The following is a 14,263-nucleotide window of genomic DNA, read 5'->3' as shown; positions in this document are numbered from 1 at the left end:
CGATTTCCCGAACCGTTGTCCCGGCACAGGCCAAGGCCCGTGCCGCGGGCGACGACATCCCGGATTCTGACGAGGGATCACCTCCATGAGCTCCATCGCGCTTCCCGCCAGGCCCGCCAAGGTCTCGCCGCTCGATGCCCTGCAGCGCTGGCTGCCCAAGCTGGTGCTGGCGCCGAGCATGCTGATCGTGCTGGTCGGCTTCTACGCCTACATCGGCTGGACCTTCCTGCTGTCGTTCACCAACTCGCGCTTCATGCCCAGCTACAAGTGGGTCGGCCTGCAGCAATACGAGCGCCTGTGGGACAACGACCGCTGGTGGGTGGCCAGCCAGAACCTGCTGGTGTTCGGCGGCCTGTTCATCGCCATCAGCCTGATCATCGGTGTCGTGCTAGCCGTGCTGCTGGACCAGCGCATCCGCCGCGAGGGGCTGATCCGCACCATCTACCTGTACCCCATGGCACTGTCGATGATCGTCACCGGCACCGCCTGGCAGTGGTTGCTCAATCCCGGCCTGGGCCTGGACAAGCTGCTGCGCGACTGGGGCTGGGAAGGCTTTCGCTTCGACTGGCTGGTTGATCCGGATCGGGTCATCTATTGCCTGGTGATCGCGGCGGTGTGGCAGGCCTCGGGCTTCGTCATGGCGCTGTTCCTCGCCGGTCTGCGCAGCGTCGATCAGTCGATCATCCGCGCGGCCCAGGTGGACGGTGCGAGCCTGCCGACCATCTACCTGCGCATCGTGCTGCCGAGCCTGCGTCCGGTGTTCTTCAGTGCGTTGATGATCCTCGCCCATATCGCCATCAAGAGCTTCGACCTGGTGGCGGCGATGACCGCCGGTGGGCCGGGTTATTCCAGCGATCTGCCGGCGATGTTCATGTACGCCCACACCTTCACCCGCGGCCAGATGGGCCTGGGTGCGGCGAGCGCCATGCTGATGCTCGGCGCGGTGATGGCGATCATCGTGCCCTACCTGTACTCCGAGCTGAGGAGCAAGCGCCATGTCTGATTTCGCGCAACCGCGCCTGACGCTCGGGCGCCTGACCATCCACGCTACGCTGCTGCTGGCTTGCGCCGTCTACCTGGTGCCGCTGATCGTGATGCTGCTGACCAGCTTCAAGACCCCGGAAGACATCCGTACCGGCAACCTGCTGAGCTGGCCGGAGGCGTTCACCGCCATGGGCTGGCTGACAGCCTGGGATGCCGTCGGTGGCTACTTCTGGAACTCGGTGAAGATCGTCATCCCGGCGGTGCTGATTTCCACCGCGCTGGGCGCCATCAACGGCTACGTGCTGTCGATGTGGCGCTTCCGCGGCTCGCAGCTGTTCTTCGGTCTGCTGTTGTTCGGCTGCTTCCTGCCGTTCCAGGTGATCCTGCTGCCGGCGTCCTTCACCCTCGGCAAGCTGGGCCTGGCCAATACCACCACCGGTCTGGTGCTGGTGCACGTGGTATACGGCCTGGCGTTCACCACACTGTTTTTCCGCAACTTCTATGTCAGCGTGCCGGAAGCGCTGGTGCGGGCGGCGCGGCTGGATGGCGCCGGTTTCTTCACCATCTTCGGGCGCATTCTGCTGCCGATGTCGGTACCGATCATCATGGTCTGCCTGATCTGGCAGTTCACCCAGATCTGGAACGACTTCCTCTTCGGCGTGGTGTTCGCCAGCGGCGATACCCAGCCGGTCACCGTGGCGCTGAACAACCTGGTCAATACCAGCACCGGCGCCAAGCAATACAACGTCGACATGGCCGCCGCGATGATTGCCGGCCTGCCCACGCTGGTGGTTTACGTGATCGCCGGCAAGTACTTCCTGCGCGGGCTCACTGCCGGCGCCGTCAAGGGTTGAGGAGAACAACGATGGCTTCCCTGGAACTGCGCAACGTTCAAAAGAATTATGGCAACAGCCAGATCGCAACGCTCAAGGACATCGCGCTGAAGATCGACGCCGGTGAGTTCCTGATTCTCGTCGGCCCCTCCGGCTGCGGTAAATCCACCCTGATGAACTGCATCGCCGGGCTGGAGAACATCACCGGCGGCGAGATCCTCGTCGACGGTGAGGACATCAGTCAGGCCAGCCCGAAGGATCGGGACATTGCCATGGTGTTCCAGTCCTATGCGCTCTATCCGACCATGAGCGTGCGCGACAACATCGCCTTCGGCCTGAAGATGCGCAAGGTGCCGGCGGCGAAGATCGAGGAGGAGGTGGCACGGGTCGCCAAGCTGCTGCAGATCGAACCGCTGCTGGAACGCAAGCCGTCGCAACTGTCTGGCGGTCAGCAGCAGCGCGTGGCCATGGGTCGGGCGCTGGCGCGGCGGCCGAAGATCTATCTGTTCGACGAGCCGTTGTCGAACCTCGACGCCAAGCTGCGGGTGGAGATGCGCACAGAGATCAAGCTGATGCACCAACGGCTGAAAACCACCACGGTGTATGTCACCCATGACCAGATCGAGGCAATGACCCTCGGCGACAAGGTCGCGGTGATGAAGGACGGCGTGATCCAGCAGTTCGGTACCCCCCACGAGATCTACAACAACCCGGCCAACCTGTTCGTCGCGAGCTTCATCGGCTCGCCGCCGATGAACTTCGTGCCGCTGCGCATTCGTCAGCGTGACGGCCGCTGGGTGGGCGTGCTCAACAGCGAGCAGGGCAGTTGCGAGCTGCCGCTGCCGATCACCAGTGACGAAGGTCTGCGTGACCGGGAGCTCATTCTGGGCATTCGCCCCGAACAGATCGGCCTGTCGAATGGCTCTGCGGCGGACCTTTCGCTGCTGGTGGATATCGAAGTGGTGGAGCCGACCGGCCCCGATACGCTGGTCGTCTTCGCGCTCAATCAGGTCAAGGCCTGCTGCCGGCTGGCGCCGGATCAGGCGCCGCGGGTGGGGGAGACGCTCAACCTGCAGTTCGATCCGCGCAAGGTCCTGCTGTTCGACGCCCAGAGCGGCGAACGGCTGGGCCTGGCGCAGCCTGCAGCCACGCGCGAAAGCAAGGTCACCCGGCTGGTTTCCAACGGAGCGGGGCCGGTGCAGTGAGGTACCGGCCTGCCTTGCCAGCAGGCTGGGGATAACGGAGACAGGAACCAACGGAGCCGAACAGGCTCGATCCAGCGATCAATAACAACAAAAGCGGAGTGGATATGAAAAAAACACTGACAGCCCTGGGCGTTGCCAGCGCCATTGCGGGTCTGACGCTGCCTTTGGGCGCCCATGCACTGGAGTTCACCGGCTACATGCGCAGCGGGGTCGGCGAATCGGTCAACAGCGATTCGCAGTCCTGCTTCCAGTTGCCCGGCGCGCCGAGCAAGTACCGCCTGGGTAACGAGTGCGAGCAGTACGCCGAGCTCGATCTGCGTCAGGACCTCTACACCTTCGCCGACGGCTCGGTACTGAGCCTGGAAGGCATGGCGGCGCTCTACAACCAGTACAACCATACCCCTGAGTTCACCGGCGATCACGGCTGGGCGCGAATGGTCCAGGCCTATGCCGAGTGGAGCAAGGTGCCGGCGTTGTACAACGGCTCGCTGTGGGCCGGGCGGCGCTTCTACAAGCGCAACGACATCCATATCTCCGACTTCTACTACTGGAACCAGAGCGCCACCGGTGCCGGCGTGGAGGACATGGAGATTGGCGGGCTGAAGTACAGCTACGCCTTCTCGCGCAAGGACAGCGTGTTTCAGAAGGACTACGTCACCCGCCACGACTTCAACGTTGGCGGCTTCGACAGCAACCCTGGCGGTGAGCTGGAGTTCGGCCTGAGCTACCTCGACAAGCCCAGCCGTGACGATGCCAACAGCGGTTGGGCCGTGACGGTGCAGCATGTGCAATCCGACTTCCTCGGCGGCAAGAACACCTTGGCGCTGCAGTATGGCGAGGGCCCGGGCACCGGCCTCGGCTATACCGGCGACGTCACCCTGGACAACAGCGCCAAGAGCTGGCGAGTGGTGGAGTATTTCGACTGGCAGCTGACGCCGCGCTTCGGCGGCCAGTTCCAGGTGGTATACCAGAAAGACAAGCGCGACGACGGCGGCGACCAGGACTGGTGGTCGGTGGGCGCGCGTCCGGTCTATGCGTTCAGCGAGCAGTTCAAGCTCGTCGCCGAGGTCGGTCACGACCAGATCGATGCCACCGATGGCACGCGCAAGCTGAGCAAGTTCACCATCGCGCCGACCTGGTCACCCGCCGGTCCTGGCTTCTGGGCGCGGCCGGAGTTCCGCCTGTACTACACCTACGCCAGCTGGAACGACGCGGCGCAACGGGCGGCCAACGTGATGGCCGAAGGCTCGGCGCTGTCGGATACCGGTGCGTTCGGCAACGCTCGCCACGGTTCGAACTTCGGCGTGCAGGTCGAGCACTGGTGGTAAGCGGCTAGCGGGTCGCCATCCAGATCAGCAGGCCGGCCTGGAACAGCGCCAGCGCAATCAGGCAAACAATGGTGAATCGCAGCGCACCGTCCTCGCGGCGGAAGCGGGCGATACGCTCCTGCAGGTCGCGGATCTGGTTTTCCTGCGCCTGCAGGTTGCGGTCGGCCTGTTCCAGCATCGCCGCCGCATCCTGCAGCTCCACAATCTGGACCTTCTCGCTGTTCCAGTCCGGCCTCAGGCTGCTGGCGCGCGGCGCGCCGTAGGTCGCCTTGCCCGCCTGGTCCTTTGGGTAGTCCACATCGAACCCCTGGGTGCGCAGGCAGTGGTCACGCCGCAGGCGCTGGTCGTCGCTCGTCACATCCTTGGGCAGCGATCCGCCCTCGACCAGATAATGTCCCCAACGCTTCTGCGCCCAGGCCGCGCCTTGTGCCAGCAGGAAACGGCCGAGGCCACGATTGGCGGGTTCCAGATGCAAGCCGCTGTCCGGGCCGAAGCGCAGTTCCTTGCTGCGATGGTCGGCCCATACCTCCAGCACGTTGTACTTGCGCGAGCGCGCCTGCCCCGGGATGTTGACGAACATCCGCAGCAGGCTCTGCTCTGGCGTGTGGCGTTCCAGCTGCGCCAGCTCGACGAAGCGCAGTGGCCGCGCGCCGCCGTCGCGTTCGGTGGGCAGCGGCGCCAGGCGCAGCAGGCGGAAACGATCGGGGCGAAGTTCGGCCCACGGATGCTTCGGCGGCGCCGGTGGCTCTTTCTCTGTGCTCTGGGTGATTTCGGTGTCGGTCATCTGCGCGTTCCTGGGCCTGCGCGGCGGCTCGTTCAGAACTGGTCTCGGCCATCGTCACGGGGCTATCGGCGGCGCGGCGCCTAACTGGAGGCTGGCAGCATGCCATTATCGTTCAGGAAGCGCTGGATTCGTTCGAGCAGGCCGCGGGCCAACGGCAGATCGGGATCGTCGTAAGACGCGAGCTGCGCAGCGCTGGCCGGCACGATGCGCAGCACATGATTCATGCCGTCGATCAGCGCGAGTTCGGCGTCGGGCTTGGCGCGGTGCAAGGCCTCGGCGTCATCGATGCCCACCTGGATATCGTGCCGGCCCTGAACGATCAGCGCCGGAACGTTCACCGCCGCGAAGGCCTCGGCCGGATCATAGGCGAAGAGGGAGATCAGATATGGCTGCACGCTGGGGCGGAACAGCACCTGCAGAGGCTCTGGAATGTCCGCGTGGGTGCGACCGGCCTTCAGTTCGTCGATCAGATAATGGCTGGTGGCGAGCAATGCCGGTGGCAGGCGTCCCTGCAGCTGCTCGCGCAGCACCGCGTCGATCGGCCGGCCGCTGCCGGCGATGCTGATCAGCGCCGCGGCACCTGAGCGAGGCGCCGCAAGGCTGGCGATCAGCGCACCTTCGCTGTGGCCGACGAGGATCAGCTCGCCGAAGCGCGGGTCACCCTTGAGCCGTTCGCTCCAGGCCAACGCATCGCTGACGTAGGCTTCGACGCTGAGGTCGCGCTCGTCCGGTGCGGCGGCCAGGCTCGCGCCGACGCCGCGCTTGTCGTAGCGCAGGCTGGCCACGCCCTGCCTGGCCAGGCCTTGGGCCAACCGCTTGAGGCTGTCGTTGTGGCCGGCCGGGTTGTTGCCGTTGCGGTCGGTCGGCCCGGAGCCGGCGATGAGCAGGGCGACCGGCAGCGGCCGCTCGCTTTTCGGCAGCAGCACTGTGCCCTGCAGCAGGCCATGGCCGGTGTCGAGGTTCAGCGTCTGCGTGAGCAGGGTCTGCGCATGTACGAATGAGAGGGGCATGGTCAGCAGCAGTAGGATCAGCAGGGCACGCATGGAAGGCTTCGCCGGTTACGGAGCGGGTTTGACGCGAGGATCGGTGCGAGGTTCGCCGCTGCGCCAGTATGCGCGCCGAAGACAGGCAGTGAAACCGCGGCGCCCTCAGGTATACTTCCGGCCCCTGTTTTTTCGGTCGATCGCGGAGCGTCCTGCATGTCCGGCAATACCTACGGCAAGCTGTTCACCGTCACCACTGCCGGCGAAAGCCACGGGCCTGCGCTGGTGGCCATCGTCGATGGCTGCCCACCCGGGCTGGAGCTGTCGCTGGACGATCTGCAGCGCGATCTCGACCGTCGCAAGCCCGGCACCAGCCGGCACACCACGCAGCGCCAGGAAGCCGACGAGGTGGAAATCCTTTCCGGCGTGTTCGAAGGCAGAACCACCGGGTGTCCGATCGGCCTGCTGATCCGCAATACCGACCAGAAGTCCAAGGACTACTCGGCGATCAAGGACCTGTTCCGCCCGGCCCACGCCGACTACACCTATCACCACAAGTACGGCCTGCGTGACTACCGCGGCGGTGGCCGCTCCTCGGCGCGCGAGACCGCCATGCGTGTCGCCGCCGGTGCCATCGCCAAGAAGTACCTGGCGACGCTGGGCATTCAGGTGCGCGGCTACATGAGCCAGCTCGGGCCGATCGAGATTCCGTTCAAGACCTGGGACAGCGTCGAGCAGAACGCCTTCTTCAGCCCGGACCCGGACAAGGTGCCGGAGCTGGAGGCCTACATGGACCAGCTGCGCCGTGACCAGGATTCGGTGGGCGCAAAGATCACCGTGGTCGCCGAGGGTGTGCCGCCGGGCCTCGGTGAGCCGATCTTCGACCGCCTGGACGCGGAGCTTGCCCATGCGCTGATGAGCATCAACGCGGTCAAGGGCGTGGAGATCGGTGCCGGTTTCGCGTCGGTGGCCCAGCGCGGCACCGAGCACCGCGACGAGCTGACCCCGCAGGGCTTTCTGTCCAACAATGCCGGCGGCATTCTCGGTGGCATCTCCTCGGGTCAGCCGATCGTCGCCCATCTGGCGCTCAAGCCGACGTCCAGCATCACCACGCCCGGTCGCTCCATCGACGTGAACGGCGAGGCGGTGGACGTGATCACCAAGGGTCGCCACGACCCCTGCGTCGGCATCCGCGCCACCCCGATCGCCGAGGCGATGATGGCCATCGTGCTGCTGGATCACCTGCTGCGCCACCGCGCACAGAATGCCGATGTGCAGGTGACGACGCCGGTGCTGGGTCAGCTTTGAGCGGCCATTCGGAGCGCGGCGCGCCGGCGTTGACGCCGCGCGCTGCAAACTGAACGCCTGTTGCCATGACCGCTTCGCTCCCTTACTGGCGCCTCTCCGGGTTCTATTTCTTCTACTTCGCGCTGCTCGGTTCGACGGCGCCGTTTCTCGGCCTGTACTTCGCCCATCTGGGGTTCTCGCCGGAGCGCATCGGCGAGCTGATCGCCATTCCGATGTTGATGCGCTGTCTGGCGCCGAATCTCTGGGGCTGGCTGGGCGACGTCAGCGGCCGCCGGCTGGAGATCGTCCGCCTCGGCGCCCTGTGCACGCTGCTGTCCTTCGGCCTGATCTTCTTCGACAAGAGCTTCGCCTGGCTGGCGCTGGTGATGGCCCTGCATGCCTTCTTCTGGCATGCCGTGCTGCCGCAATTCGAGGTCATCACCCTGGCGCATCTGCACGAGCAGCCCGAGCGCTACAGCCAGGTACGGTTGTGGGGCAGCATCGGCTTCATCCTGGCGGTGGTGGGGCTTGGGCTGCTGTTCCAGCGGCTGAGTCTGGACCTGTATCCGACCGCTGTCGCTGCGGTGATGCTGGGCATCGTGCTGAGCAGCGTCTGGGTCCCGAACGCGCAGCCGCGCCAGCGCGCCGAGTCGGCCGGGCAGGGCGGCTTTCTCGCCCAGCTGCGGCGCCCCGGCGTACTGGCCTTCTACGGTTGCGTGGCCCTGATGCAACTGGCTCACGGCCCGTACTACACCTTCTTCAGCATCCACCTGGAAGCGCTCGGCTACAGCCGCAGCTTTATCGGTCTGATGTGGGCGCTGGGCGTCGTCGCGGAGATTCTGCTGTTTCTGGTCATGGCGCGTCTGCTGGAGCGTTTCTCGCTGCGCCAGGTGCTCCTGGCGAGCTTCCTGATCGCCGCGCTGCGCTGGCTACTGCTCGGGCAACTGGCCGATCATCTCGGCGTACTGCTGATCGCGCAGCTGATGCACGCGGCGACCTTCGGCAGCTTCCATGCGGCGGCCATCCATTTCGTCCAGCGCAGCTTCGGCCATCGCCAGCAGGGTCAGGGGCAGGCGCTGTATGCCAGCCTGTCCGGAATCGGCGGCGCGCTGGGGGCGTTGTATGCCGGATATGCCTGGTCCGGGCTCGGCCCGGGCTGGTCGTTTGCCATCGCCAGCCTGGCGGCGCTGGCAGCAGCCGTTATCATTGCCTTCCGTTTGCAGGAGGATAGGGCGTGACCGCCACGCAGCGCTGGCTTCCAGGCGGCAGTCCTGGCTTGACCGGCACCGCTATTGCGTCGGCTGGCTGATCCGCGGCCATGGGTCTGTACACCCGGGGCGAGAAGACGAGCGACGCGCTGCGCCAGATCGAGGCGTTCGAGTTCCTTTTCGAATGCGAACTGAAGATGGGCGCCCTGCACAACAGATGAATTCCTGCCTGGCCGGCTGTGATCGGCCGGGCAATCCTTCGGAGAGCCGAACATGAGTGTCCTCAGTGTCTATCACGAATCCCGCCCCGAGCAGCCGCTCAAGGTCCTGACCCACCTCGAGGACATCGCCGCGACCCTGGCCGAGGTCGGTGTGCAACTGGAGCGCTGGGACGCCAGCGCGCCGGTCGCCGCCGGCGCCAGCCAGGAGGACGTGATCGCCACCTACCGGCCGCAGATCGATCGGCTGATGGCCGAGCGCGGCTACGTGACCGTCGATGTCATCAGTGTGTCCCGCGATCATCCGCAGAAGGACGAACTGCGCGCTAAATTCCTTGACGAGCATCGTCACGCCGAGGACGAGGTGCGCTTCTTCGTCGCTGGCCGCGGGCTGTTCACCCTGCATATCGAGGACATGGTCTACGCCGTGTTGTGCGAGAAGAACGACCTGATCTCCGTGCCTGCCGGCACCCGCCACTGGTTCGACATGGGCGAGCAGCCGAGCTTTGTCGCCATTCGCCTGTTCAACAATCCGGACGGCTGGACGGCGCAGTTCACCGGCGAACGCATCGCCGATCAGTTCCCGCGCCTGGACGACTGAGCGGCCGATCCAGCGCTCACCCTCACCGAACATACGGCCAGCGAGCAAAAGCAGGAGCTGGCCTCCTGCCCGCGCGCGCCAGCGGCGTGCTCGTTAACCATGAACCAGCAGCTAGTACCAATGCGCTGCTGAGCCGCTCTGGCACGGGAACTGAACCCTGCCGCCGCGCCGGCATCCTAATTTAGGTACCCACCCAAACAGGAGCGTACCCATGGGAGATGCATTCGGCGGAATTTTCGGCCTGCTCATCCTGATACTGGATATCTGGGCAATCATCAGCATCGTTCGCAGCGACAGCACCAGCGGCAAGAAAGTGCTCTGGGTTCTTTTGATCGTCATCCTGCCCGTGCTCGGTCTTATCATCTGGGGAATCATGGGACCGCGCGGCAATCGCCCCGACGACCGTGGGCCCTTGCGGTAAACACCGATGGAAAGCCTCAGCGCTCCGTTGGCCCTGGTGGTGCTGGTGCTGGATGTGCTCGCCATCGCGCATGTCTGGCGCAGCCCCATCGAGGCTGGTCGCAAAATCATCTGGACGCTGGTGATCGTACTGCTGCCGGTGGTCGGCCTGATCATGTGGGCGGTCGCGGCCGGGCCGTTTGGCAAGGCGCGGCTGTGAAGCATGCGTGGCATCGGCCTGGCGCTCGTCGCGCTACTCTTCGTCGTAGGCCCGCTGCAGGCCGATGATGGTGACGCCTGGCAGGCGTTACGCGAAGGGCGGGCACTACTGCTCCTGCGCCACGCGAATGCGCCGGGGCTGGGCGACCCGCCAGGCTTCGTCCTCGATGACTGCAGCACCCAACGCAATCTTGATGAGCATGGCAGGGCGCAAGCCCGACGCTGGGGCGAGCTGCTGCGCGAGAAAGGCCTGACCAGGGTACGTCTGTTGAGCAGTCGCTGGTGCCGTGCACTGGACACGGCGCAGCAGATGGCACTCGCGCCGGTCGAGCCGCTACCGGCGCTGGATTCCTTCTTCGCCTCGCCGACCAGCGAGCGACTGCAGACCGCCGCGCTGCGCGAAGCCCTCACCGAGCTGGAACCCGGCGAGGTAGCGGTGCTGGTCACCCATCAGGTCAATATCACCGCGCTGACCGGCATCTTTCCGCAGTCGGGCGAGGGGCTGATCCTGGCCCGGCCGCTGGCCGTTGCGCCGAAGGTGCTGGCGCGCGTCGCGCCGCCGTAACCGTTTCCTCAGCCGCCCCGGGCGTAGTTATCCCAGATGTGGATGGCTGCGTAGGCCCGCCATGGGCGCCAGGCTTCGGCACGTTCGGCCAGCGCCTTGGCGGTCAGGCCATCCGCTCCCCAAAGCGGCGCCTTGAGCAAACCCAGATCGGCACTGGGAAAGGCGTCCGCCACGCCAAAACCGCGCAGCGCGATGTATTCGGCCGTCCAGGGGCCGATGCCGGGCACCTCGCACAGCCGACGGACCAGCGTATCGGCGCCATCCTCCACATGCAGGTGCAACGCGCCCTCGGCCACCGCGCCGGCCAGGCGGCGCAGCGCCTGAGCGCGCTTGGCCGGCATGCCGATGTTCTCCAGCGGGTCGTCGGCGATCGCCCGCGCGGTGGGAAACAGCACCTCCAACCCGATCGGAGCCTGTGCCAACGGCTCGCCGAGACGCTCCACCAGGCGGCGGGTGATGGTCACCGCCGCCTTCACCGTGACCTGCTGGCCGACCACCGCGCGCACGGCCTGCTCGAACGGGTCGTACGCCGCCGGCAGACGCAGGCCGGGTTGTGCCGAGACCAGCGGGCCGAGTGCCGGGTCGCCGGCGAAATGCGCCGCGATCGCCTGTGGGTCGGCATCCAGGTCGAACATCTTGCGCACCCGCGCCACCAGCGGTTGGCTGGCGTGCCGCAGCGAGTCGCTGAGGGTCAGCTCGAGCGCCGGCCGGTCGTCCGCCGCGCTCACACCGAGCCAGCCGCGGGCATCACCCAGGCGCAGCGTACGGGCATAGCCGCGCAGGTCCAGGCGCTCCACGCCCGGCAGCAGACGCAGGGCGAAGTGGCGGTGGAACTGTTGCCAGTCCCAGGGTTCGAGGTAGAGCAGGTGGATGGTTTCGGTCATTTCCAGACCCTAGCGCCTGGGCGCCGCTTTGTCGCCCCGAAGTGTGCTTTCAAACCCTCGCGGTTCCCCCTGTCATCTTGGCCAACGTAGAATGCGCCTCTTTTCGGTGGGCGATGCGATCGCCCGTCCTCAGCCAGCCTGCAGACGTCGCGGCCTTGCGCGCGATGGCTGCCAAGGGAGACACCCATGAGCGACTTTCAGGAAACTCTCTACGAGGGATACGGGCAGCGGTTCCAGATCGACAAGCTGCTGCATGAAGTGCGCACCGAACGCCAGCATCTGGTGATCTTCGAAAACGCCCGCATGGGATGCGTCATGGCCCTCGACGGCGTGGTCCAGACCACCGAAGCCGACGAGTTCATCTACCACGAAATGCTTGCCCATGTGCCGATCCTGGCCCATGGCCTGGCACGCCGGGTGTTGATCATCGGTGGCGGCGACGGCGGCATCCTGCGTGAGGTGGCGCGCCATCGTGATATCGAGAGCATCACCATGGTCGAGACCGACCGCACCCTGGTGGAGCTGTGCAAGGAATTCCTGCCGAATCACTCGGCCGGCACCTTCGATGATCCGCGATTGAACCTGGTGTTCGATGACGGCATGCACTTCGTGGCGACCACTGAAGAGCGGTTCGATGTCATCATCTGCGATTCCACCGATCCCATCGCCCCGCGCGAGGCGCTGTTCTCCGAGCACTTCTACCAGGCTTGCCGCCGTTGCCTGAACGAGGGCGGCATCCTGGTCGCGCAGAACGGCACGCCATTCATGCAGCTGGGCGAGCTGCAGACCACCGCCAAACGCATGCAGGGGCTGTTCGCCGACTGGCACTTCTACCTGGGCGCGGTGCCGACCTACATCGGCGGTGCGATGAGCTTCGCCTGGGGCGCCTGTAACGCCGAGAGTCGCAAGTTGCCGCTGGAAACCCTGATGCAGCGCTATAGCGGCAGCGGGATTGTGACCCGTTATTACAACCCGCACGTGCACATTGGCGCCTTTGCGCTGCCGCAGTACCTGCTGCACGCGATTGCCAAGCCCAGCAACGACTGAGCGAGCACGGCGGCATCGCCCTGAACGGCCCGCCCGGCAACGGCGCGGGCCGTTTTGCATTGCCGGCCCGGTTGAACTGCTGCAGGTTCGGCGGGTTCTACTGATGGAGCCCGCGACTCTGGCGCGCGGTGGCGTCGAGCCATCCAGCCCGTGCAGTCAGACGCGTGGCCTGCTAGCTTGTCACTGTGGACACCGTCCACCGCGTCTCTTCGACTAGCTGTTGCGACTCCCGTTTGCCCGATGTCTCGACGACGGAGCCGATCTCCCGCTGAGCTCGTGGCAACTTCATCCAGGTATGAGAGGAGGTTGAATCATGAGCACCACCTTCCATGAGGATGTCAGCAGCACCGTTCTGCGCCGGATGAAAGAGGGCGGTTTCGATTTCGCCCGCGTGCATCCCATCGAGTTCTATGCGGTCTTCCCCGAGCGGGACCGCGCCCAGACCGCCGCCGAGAACTTTCGCGGTGAAACCATCAACACCCAAGTCTTTCCGCGTGAGGACGGAAGCTGGAATCTGCAGGTCAGCAAAGTGATGTACGCGACGTTCGACGGCATCGGCGACTTCGAGCAGGATCTTGAGGACCTTGTCGAACCCCTGGGTGGGGTACTCGATGGCTGGGGCGTCACCCAGGAAATCGAAAGCCAGAGTCTGTGACCGTCACTCCCTTTTCAGACCGCTGTTGAGCGCCTGGTCCCACGGCGGGACCGGGCCGAAGCGGGACTTGAGAAACTCCAGTAGCAGTCGGGTCCGCGAGTCGGCCTCGCGCGTCAGGCGCAGGGCATAGATGCCGCTGGCTTCCGGTTGCGGCAACCCGCCTTCGCAGAACAACGGCAACAGCTCGCCGCGCAGCAGGTACTCGCTGATCAGCCAGGTCGGCAGGTGGGCGATGCCGAGCCCGGCCAGCGCTCCCGCCAGCAGCGCTTCAGCATTATTGGCCACCATCCGCAGACGCCCCGGGCGCAACAGCTGCGATCGGCCGTTTCGTTCGAAGCGCCAGGCGTGCGGCGGGGCCAGCGCATCCCAGTCGAGGCCATCATGTTCAGGCAACTGCTCGGGGGTCAGCGGCACGCCGCGACGCTCCAGGTAGGCCGGGCTGGCGCAGACGATCCGCACCATCGGCGCCAGCGGCGTGGCGACCAGCCGCGTGTCGGCCAGCGGACCGATGCGCAACACCAGATCCACCTCCCCCAGATGTTCACCTTGCAGATCGACGAAGCTGTCGATCAGCCGCAGCTGGATATCGACACCTGGATAGGCCTGCAGGAAGTCAGCCAGCGCCGGCGCCAGGTGCCGACGCCCGAATGGCGCAGGGGCGTCGATGCGGATCCGACCTTCCGGTGCGCTGTCCAGCGACGTCGCTTCGGCACGCGCCAGATGCAGTTCCTGCACGATGCGCCGGGCGCGCTCGGCGAAGGCCAGTGCCGCAGGCATCGCCCGCACGGCGTGGGTGCTGCGGCTGAACAGCTGACCGCCGAGGGCCTGCTCCAGTGCATCGATACGCCGTGCCACGGCAGAGGGCGTGAGGCCATGCCGGCGCGCAGCAGCGGAGAAGCTGCCGCATTCCAGCACGTCGAGGAAGAGTTCGAGTTGAGCGGAAAGGGCGTCTGGCAGCATTGTCGACTCGGCTTGTGCGTAAAGTGCAAAGCCATTGTGCGCGGCTGTGCGTATCGATGCCAGCCGTAGCGGCGTAGCATTCGCGTCTCTCTGATAATGGAAC

General features: G+C 65.7%; 16 protein-coding genes and 1 pseudogene. 13 read left to right on the top strand and 4 right to left on the bottom strand.

All coding sequences use genetic code 11. The features are described from left to right. Window positions 1–85 precede the first annotated feature (85 nt). The 4 genes from VF716_RS00500 (at window position 86) to VF716_RS00485 (ending at window position 4,350) form a co-directional block, all read left to right on the top strand. Window positions 86–1,003, top strand: coding sequence for a carbohydrate ABC transporter permease (locus tag VF716_RS00500; protein ID WP_019406089.1), 918 nt, complete (start codon window positions 86–88; stop codon window positions 1,001–1,003). Continuing rightward, entirely contained in the window at window positions 996–1,838 is an 843-nt protein-coding gene (locus tag VF716_RS00495; RefSeq protein WP_013983051.1) for a carbohydrate ABC transporter permease, read from the top strand. Before VF716_RS00500 ends, VF716_RS00495 begins: the two co-directional genes overlap by 8 nt. Window positions 1,839–1,849: 11 nt before the next feature. Continuing rightward, window positions 1,850–3,022: an ABC transporter ATP-binding protein gene (locus tag VF716_RS00490; protein WP_011913552.1), complete on the top strand. Its 1,173-nt coding sequence runs from the start codon at window positions 1,850–1,852 to the stop codon at window positions 3,020–3,022. Window positions 3,023–3,126: 104 nt separating this feature from the next. Next, window positions 3,127–4,350 carry a maltoporin gene (locus VF716_RS00485; protein ID WP_013983049.1) on the top strand — a complete coding sequence of 408 codons (1,224 nt, stop codon included), beginning with the start codon at window positions 3,127–3,129 and terminating at the stop codon, window positions 4,348–4,350. 4 nt (window positions 4,351–4,354) lie between these two features. On the opposite strand, the gene VF716_RS00480 is transcribed toward VF716_RS00485, so the two are convergent. After that, complete coding sequence (locus VF716_RS00480) at window positions 4,355–5,134, bottom strand: hypothetical protein (protein WP_011913550.1); 780 nt, start codon at window positions 5,132–5,134, stop codon at window positions 4,355–4,357. Between the two features lie 80 nt (window positions 5,135–5,214). Further along, window positions 5,215–6,177 (bottom strand): alpha/beta hydrolase, encoded by a 963-nt coding sequence (locus VF716_RS00475; protein ID WP_017245218.1) that lies wholly within the window; start codon window positions 6,175–6,177, stop codon window positions 5,215–5,217. 156 nt (window positions 6,178–6,333) lie between these two features. On the opposite strand from VF716_RS00475, the gene aroC reads away from it, so the two are divergent. From aroC to VF716_RS00440, 7 genes and pseudogenes are all read left to right on the top strand, one after another. Continuing rightward, a complete protein-coding gene (gene aroC / locus VF716_RS00470) occupies window positions 6,334–7,425 on the top strand; it encodes a chorismate synthase (RefSeq protein WP_013983046.1) in 1,092 nt (363 codons plus the stop codon). A gap of 65 nt (window positions 7,426–7,490) precedes the next feature. Then, window positions 7,491–8,642, top strand: a complete 1,152-nt coding sequence (locus VF716_RS00465; protein ID WP_011913547.1) for an MFS transporter — start codon at window positions 7,491–7,493, stop codon at window positions 8,640–8,642. Window positions 8,643–8,649: 7 nt separating this feature from the next. Then, window positions 8,650–8,833 (top strand): annotated as a pseudogene (locus VF716_RS00460) (methylthioribulose 1-phosphate dehydratase); the annotation flags it as partial. 52 nt (window positions 8,834–8,885) lie between these two features. Beyond that, window positions 8,886–9,431: a 1,2-dihydroxy-3-keto-5-methylthiopentene dioxygenase gene (locus VF716_RS00455; protein ID WP_017245216.1), complete on the top strand. Its 546-nt coding sequence runs from the start codon at window positions 8,886–8,888 to the stop codon at window positions 9,429–9,431. Between the two features lie 211 nt (window positions 9,432–9,642). Then, window positions 9,643–9,852, top strand: a complete 210-nt coding sequence (locus VF716_RS00450) for a PLD nuclease N-terminal domain-containing protein (RefSeq protein ID WP_011913545.1) — start codon at window positions 9,643–9,645, stop codon at window positions 9,850–9,852. A gap of 6 nt (window positions 9,853–9,858) precedes the next feature. Further along, window positions 9,859–10,050 (top strand): PLDc N-terminal domain-containing protein, encoded by a 192-nt coding sequence (locus VF716_RS00445; RefSeq protein ID WP_011913544.1) that lies wholly within the window; start codon window positions 9,859–9,861, stop codon window positions 10,048–10,050. Window positions 10,051–10,053: 3 nt separating this feature from the next. After that, window positions 10,054–10,614, top strand: coding sequence for a histidine phosphatase family protein (locus tag VF716_RS00440; RefSeq protein WP_048328902.1), 561 nt, complete (start codon window positions 10,054–10,056; stop codon window positions 10,612–10,614). Between the two features lie 8 nt (window positions 10,615–10,622). Here VF716_RS00440 and VF716_RS00435 read toward each other — a convergent pair whose 3' ends face one another. After that, complete coding sequence (locus tag VF716_RS00435) at window positions 10,623–11,498, bottom strand: DNA-3-methyladenine glycosylase family protein (RefSeq protein WP_440551247.1); 876 nt, start codon at window positions 11,496–11,498, stop codon at window positions 10,623–10,625. A 186-nt stretch (window positions 11,499–11,684) separates the two neighbouring features. On the opposite strand from VF716_RS00435, the gene speE reads away from it, so the two are divergent. Both speE and VF716_RS00425 read left to right on the top strand, forming a co-directional pair. Beyond that, entirely contained in the window at window positions 11,685–12,545 is an 861-nt protein-coding gene (gene speE / locus VF716_RS00430; protein ID WP_125841512.1) for a polyamine aminopropyltransferase, read from the top strand. A gap of 313 nt (window positions 12,546–12,858) precedes the next feature. After that, window positions 12,859–13,200 carry a ribonuclease E inhibitor RraB gene (locus tag VF716_RS00425; protein WP_011913540.1) on the top strand — a complete coding sequence of 114 codons (342 nt, stop codon included), beginning with the start codon at window positions 12,859–12,861 and terminating at the stop codon, window positions 13,198–13,200. Window positions 13,201–13,203: 3 nt separating this feature from the next. On the opposite strand, the gene VF716_RS00420 is transcribed toward VF716_RS00425, so the two are convergent. Next, a complete protein-coding gene (locus tag VF716_RS00420; RefSeq protein WP_440551243.1) occupies window positions 13,204–14,160 on the bottom strand; it encodes a LysR family transcriptional regulator in 957 nt (318 codons plus the stop codon). Between the last annotated feature and the right edge of the window lie 103 nt (window positions 14,161–14,263).

Source organism: Stutzerimonas sp. Brlt_14 (assembly GCF_051948915.1).
In the GTDB taxonomy this organism is placed as follows: domain Bacteria; phylum Pseudomonadota; class Gammaproteobacteria; order Pseudomonadales; family Pseudomonadaceae; genus Stutzerimonas; species Stutzerimonas stutzeri.
The sequence above is the reverse complement of the archived record's forward strand: the minus strand, read 5'-3'. Positions and strand labels throughout refer to the sequence as shown.

Bases quoted from the DNA above. Each gene is read 5' to 3' on its own strand.
- VF716_RS00485 (WP_013983049.1), top strand. From the start codon at position 3,127: ATGAAAAAAACACTGACAGCCCTGGGCGTTGCCAGCGCCATTGCGGGT.
- VF716_RS00455 (WP_017245216.1), top strand. From the start codon at position 8,886: ATGAGTGTCCTCAGTGTCTATCACGAATCCCGCCCCGAGCAGCCGCTC.
- VF716_RS00440 (WP_048328902.1), top strand. From the start codon at position 10,054: ATGCGTGGCATCGGCCTGGCGCTCGTCGCGCTACTCTTCGTCGTAGGC.
- VF716_RS00500 (WP_019406089.1), top strand. From the start codon at position 86: ATGAGCTCCATCGCGCTTCCCGCCAGGCCCGCCAAGGTCTCGCCGCTC.
- VF716_RS00480 (WP_011913550.1), bottom strand. From the start codon at position 5,134: ATGACCGACACCGAAATCACCCAGAGCACAGAGAAAGAGCCACCGGCG.
- aroC (WP_013983046.1), top strand. From the start codon at position 6,334: ATGTCCGGCAATACCTACGGCAAGCTGTTCACCGTCACCACTGCCGGC.
- VF716_RS00495 (WP_013983051.1), top strand. From the start codon at position 996: ATGTCTGATTTCGCGCAACCGCGCCTGACGCTCGGGCGCCTGACCATC.
- VF716_RS00475 (WP_017245218.1), bottom strand. From the start codon at position 6,177: ATGCGTGCCCTGCTGATCCTACTGCTGCTGACCATGCCCCTCTCATTC.
- VF716_RS00450 (WP_011913545.1), top strand. From the start codon at position 9,643: ATGGGAGATGCATTCGGCGGAATTTTCGGCCTGCTCATCCTGATACTG.
- VF716_RS00435 (WP_440551247.1), bottom strand. From the start codon at position 11,498: ATGACCGAAACCATCCACCTGCTCTACCTCGAACCCTGGGACTGGCAA.
- speE (WP_125841512.1), top strand. From the start codon at position 11,685: ATGAGCGACTTTCAGGAAACTCTCTACGAGGGATACGGGCAGCGGTTC.
- VF716_RS00420 (WP_440551243.1), bottom strand. From the start codon at position 14,160: ATGCTGCCAGACGCCCTTTCCGCTCAACTCGAACTCTTCCTCGACGTG.
- VF716_RS00490 (WP_011913552.1), top strand. From the start codon at position 1,850: ATGGCTTCCCTGGAACTGCGCAACGTTCAAAAGAATTATGGCAACAGC.
- VF716_RS00425 (WP_011913540.1), top strand. From the start codon at position 12,859: ATGAGCACCACCTTCCATGAGGATGTCAGCAGCACCGTTCTGCGCCGG.
- VF716_RS00465 (WP_011913547.1), top strand. From the start codon at position 7,491: ATGACCGCTTCGCTCCCTTACTGGCGCCTCTCCGGGTTCTATTTCTTC.
- VF716_RS00445 (WP_011913544.1), top strand. From the start codon at position 9,859: ATGGAAAGCCTCAGCGCTCCGTTGGCCCTGGTGGTGCTGGTGCTGGAT.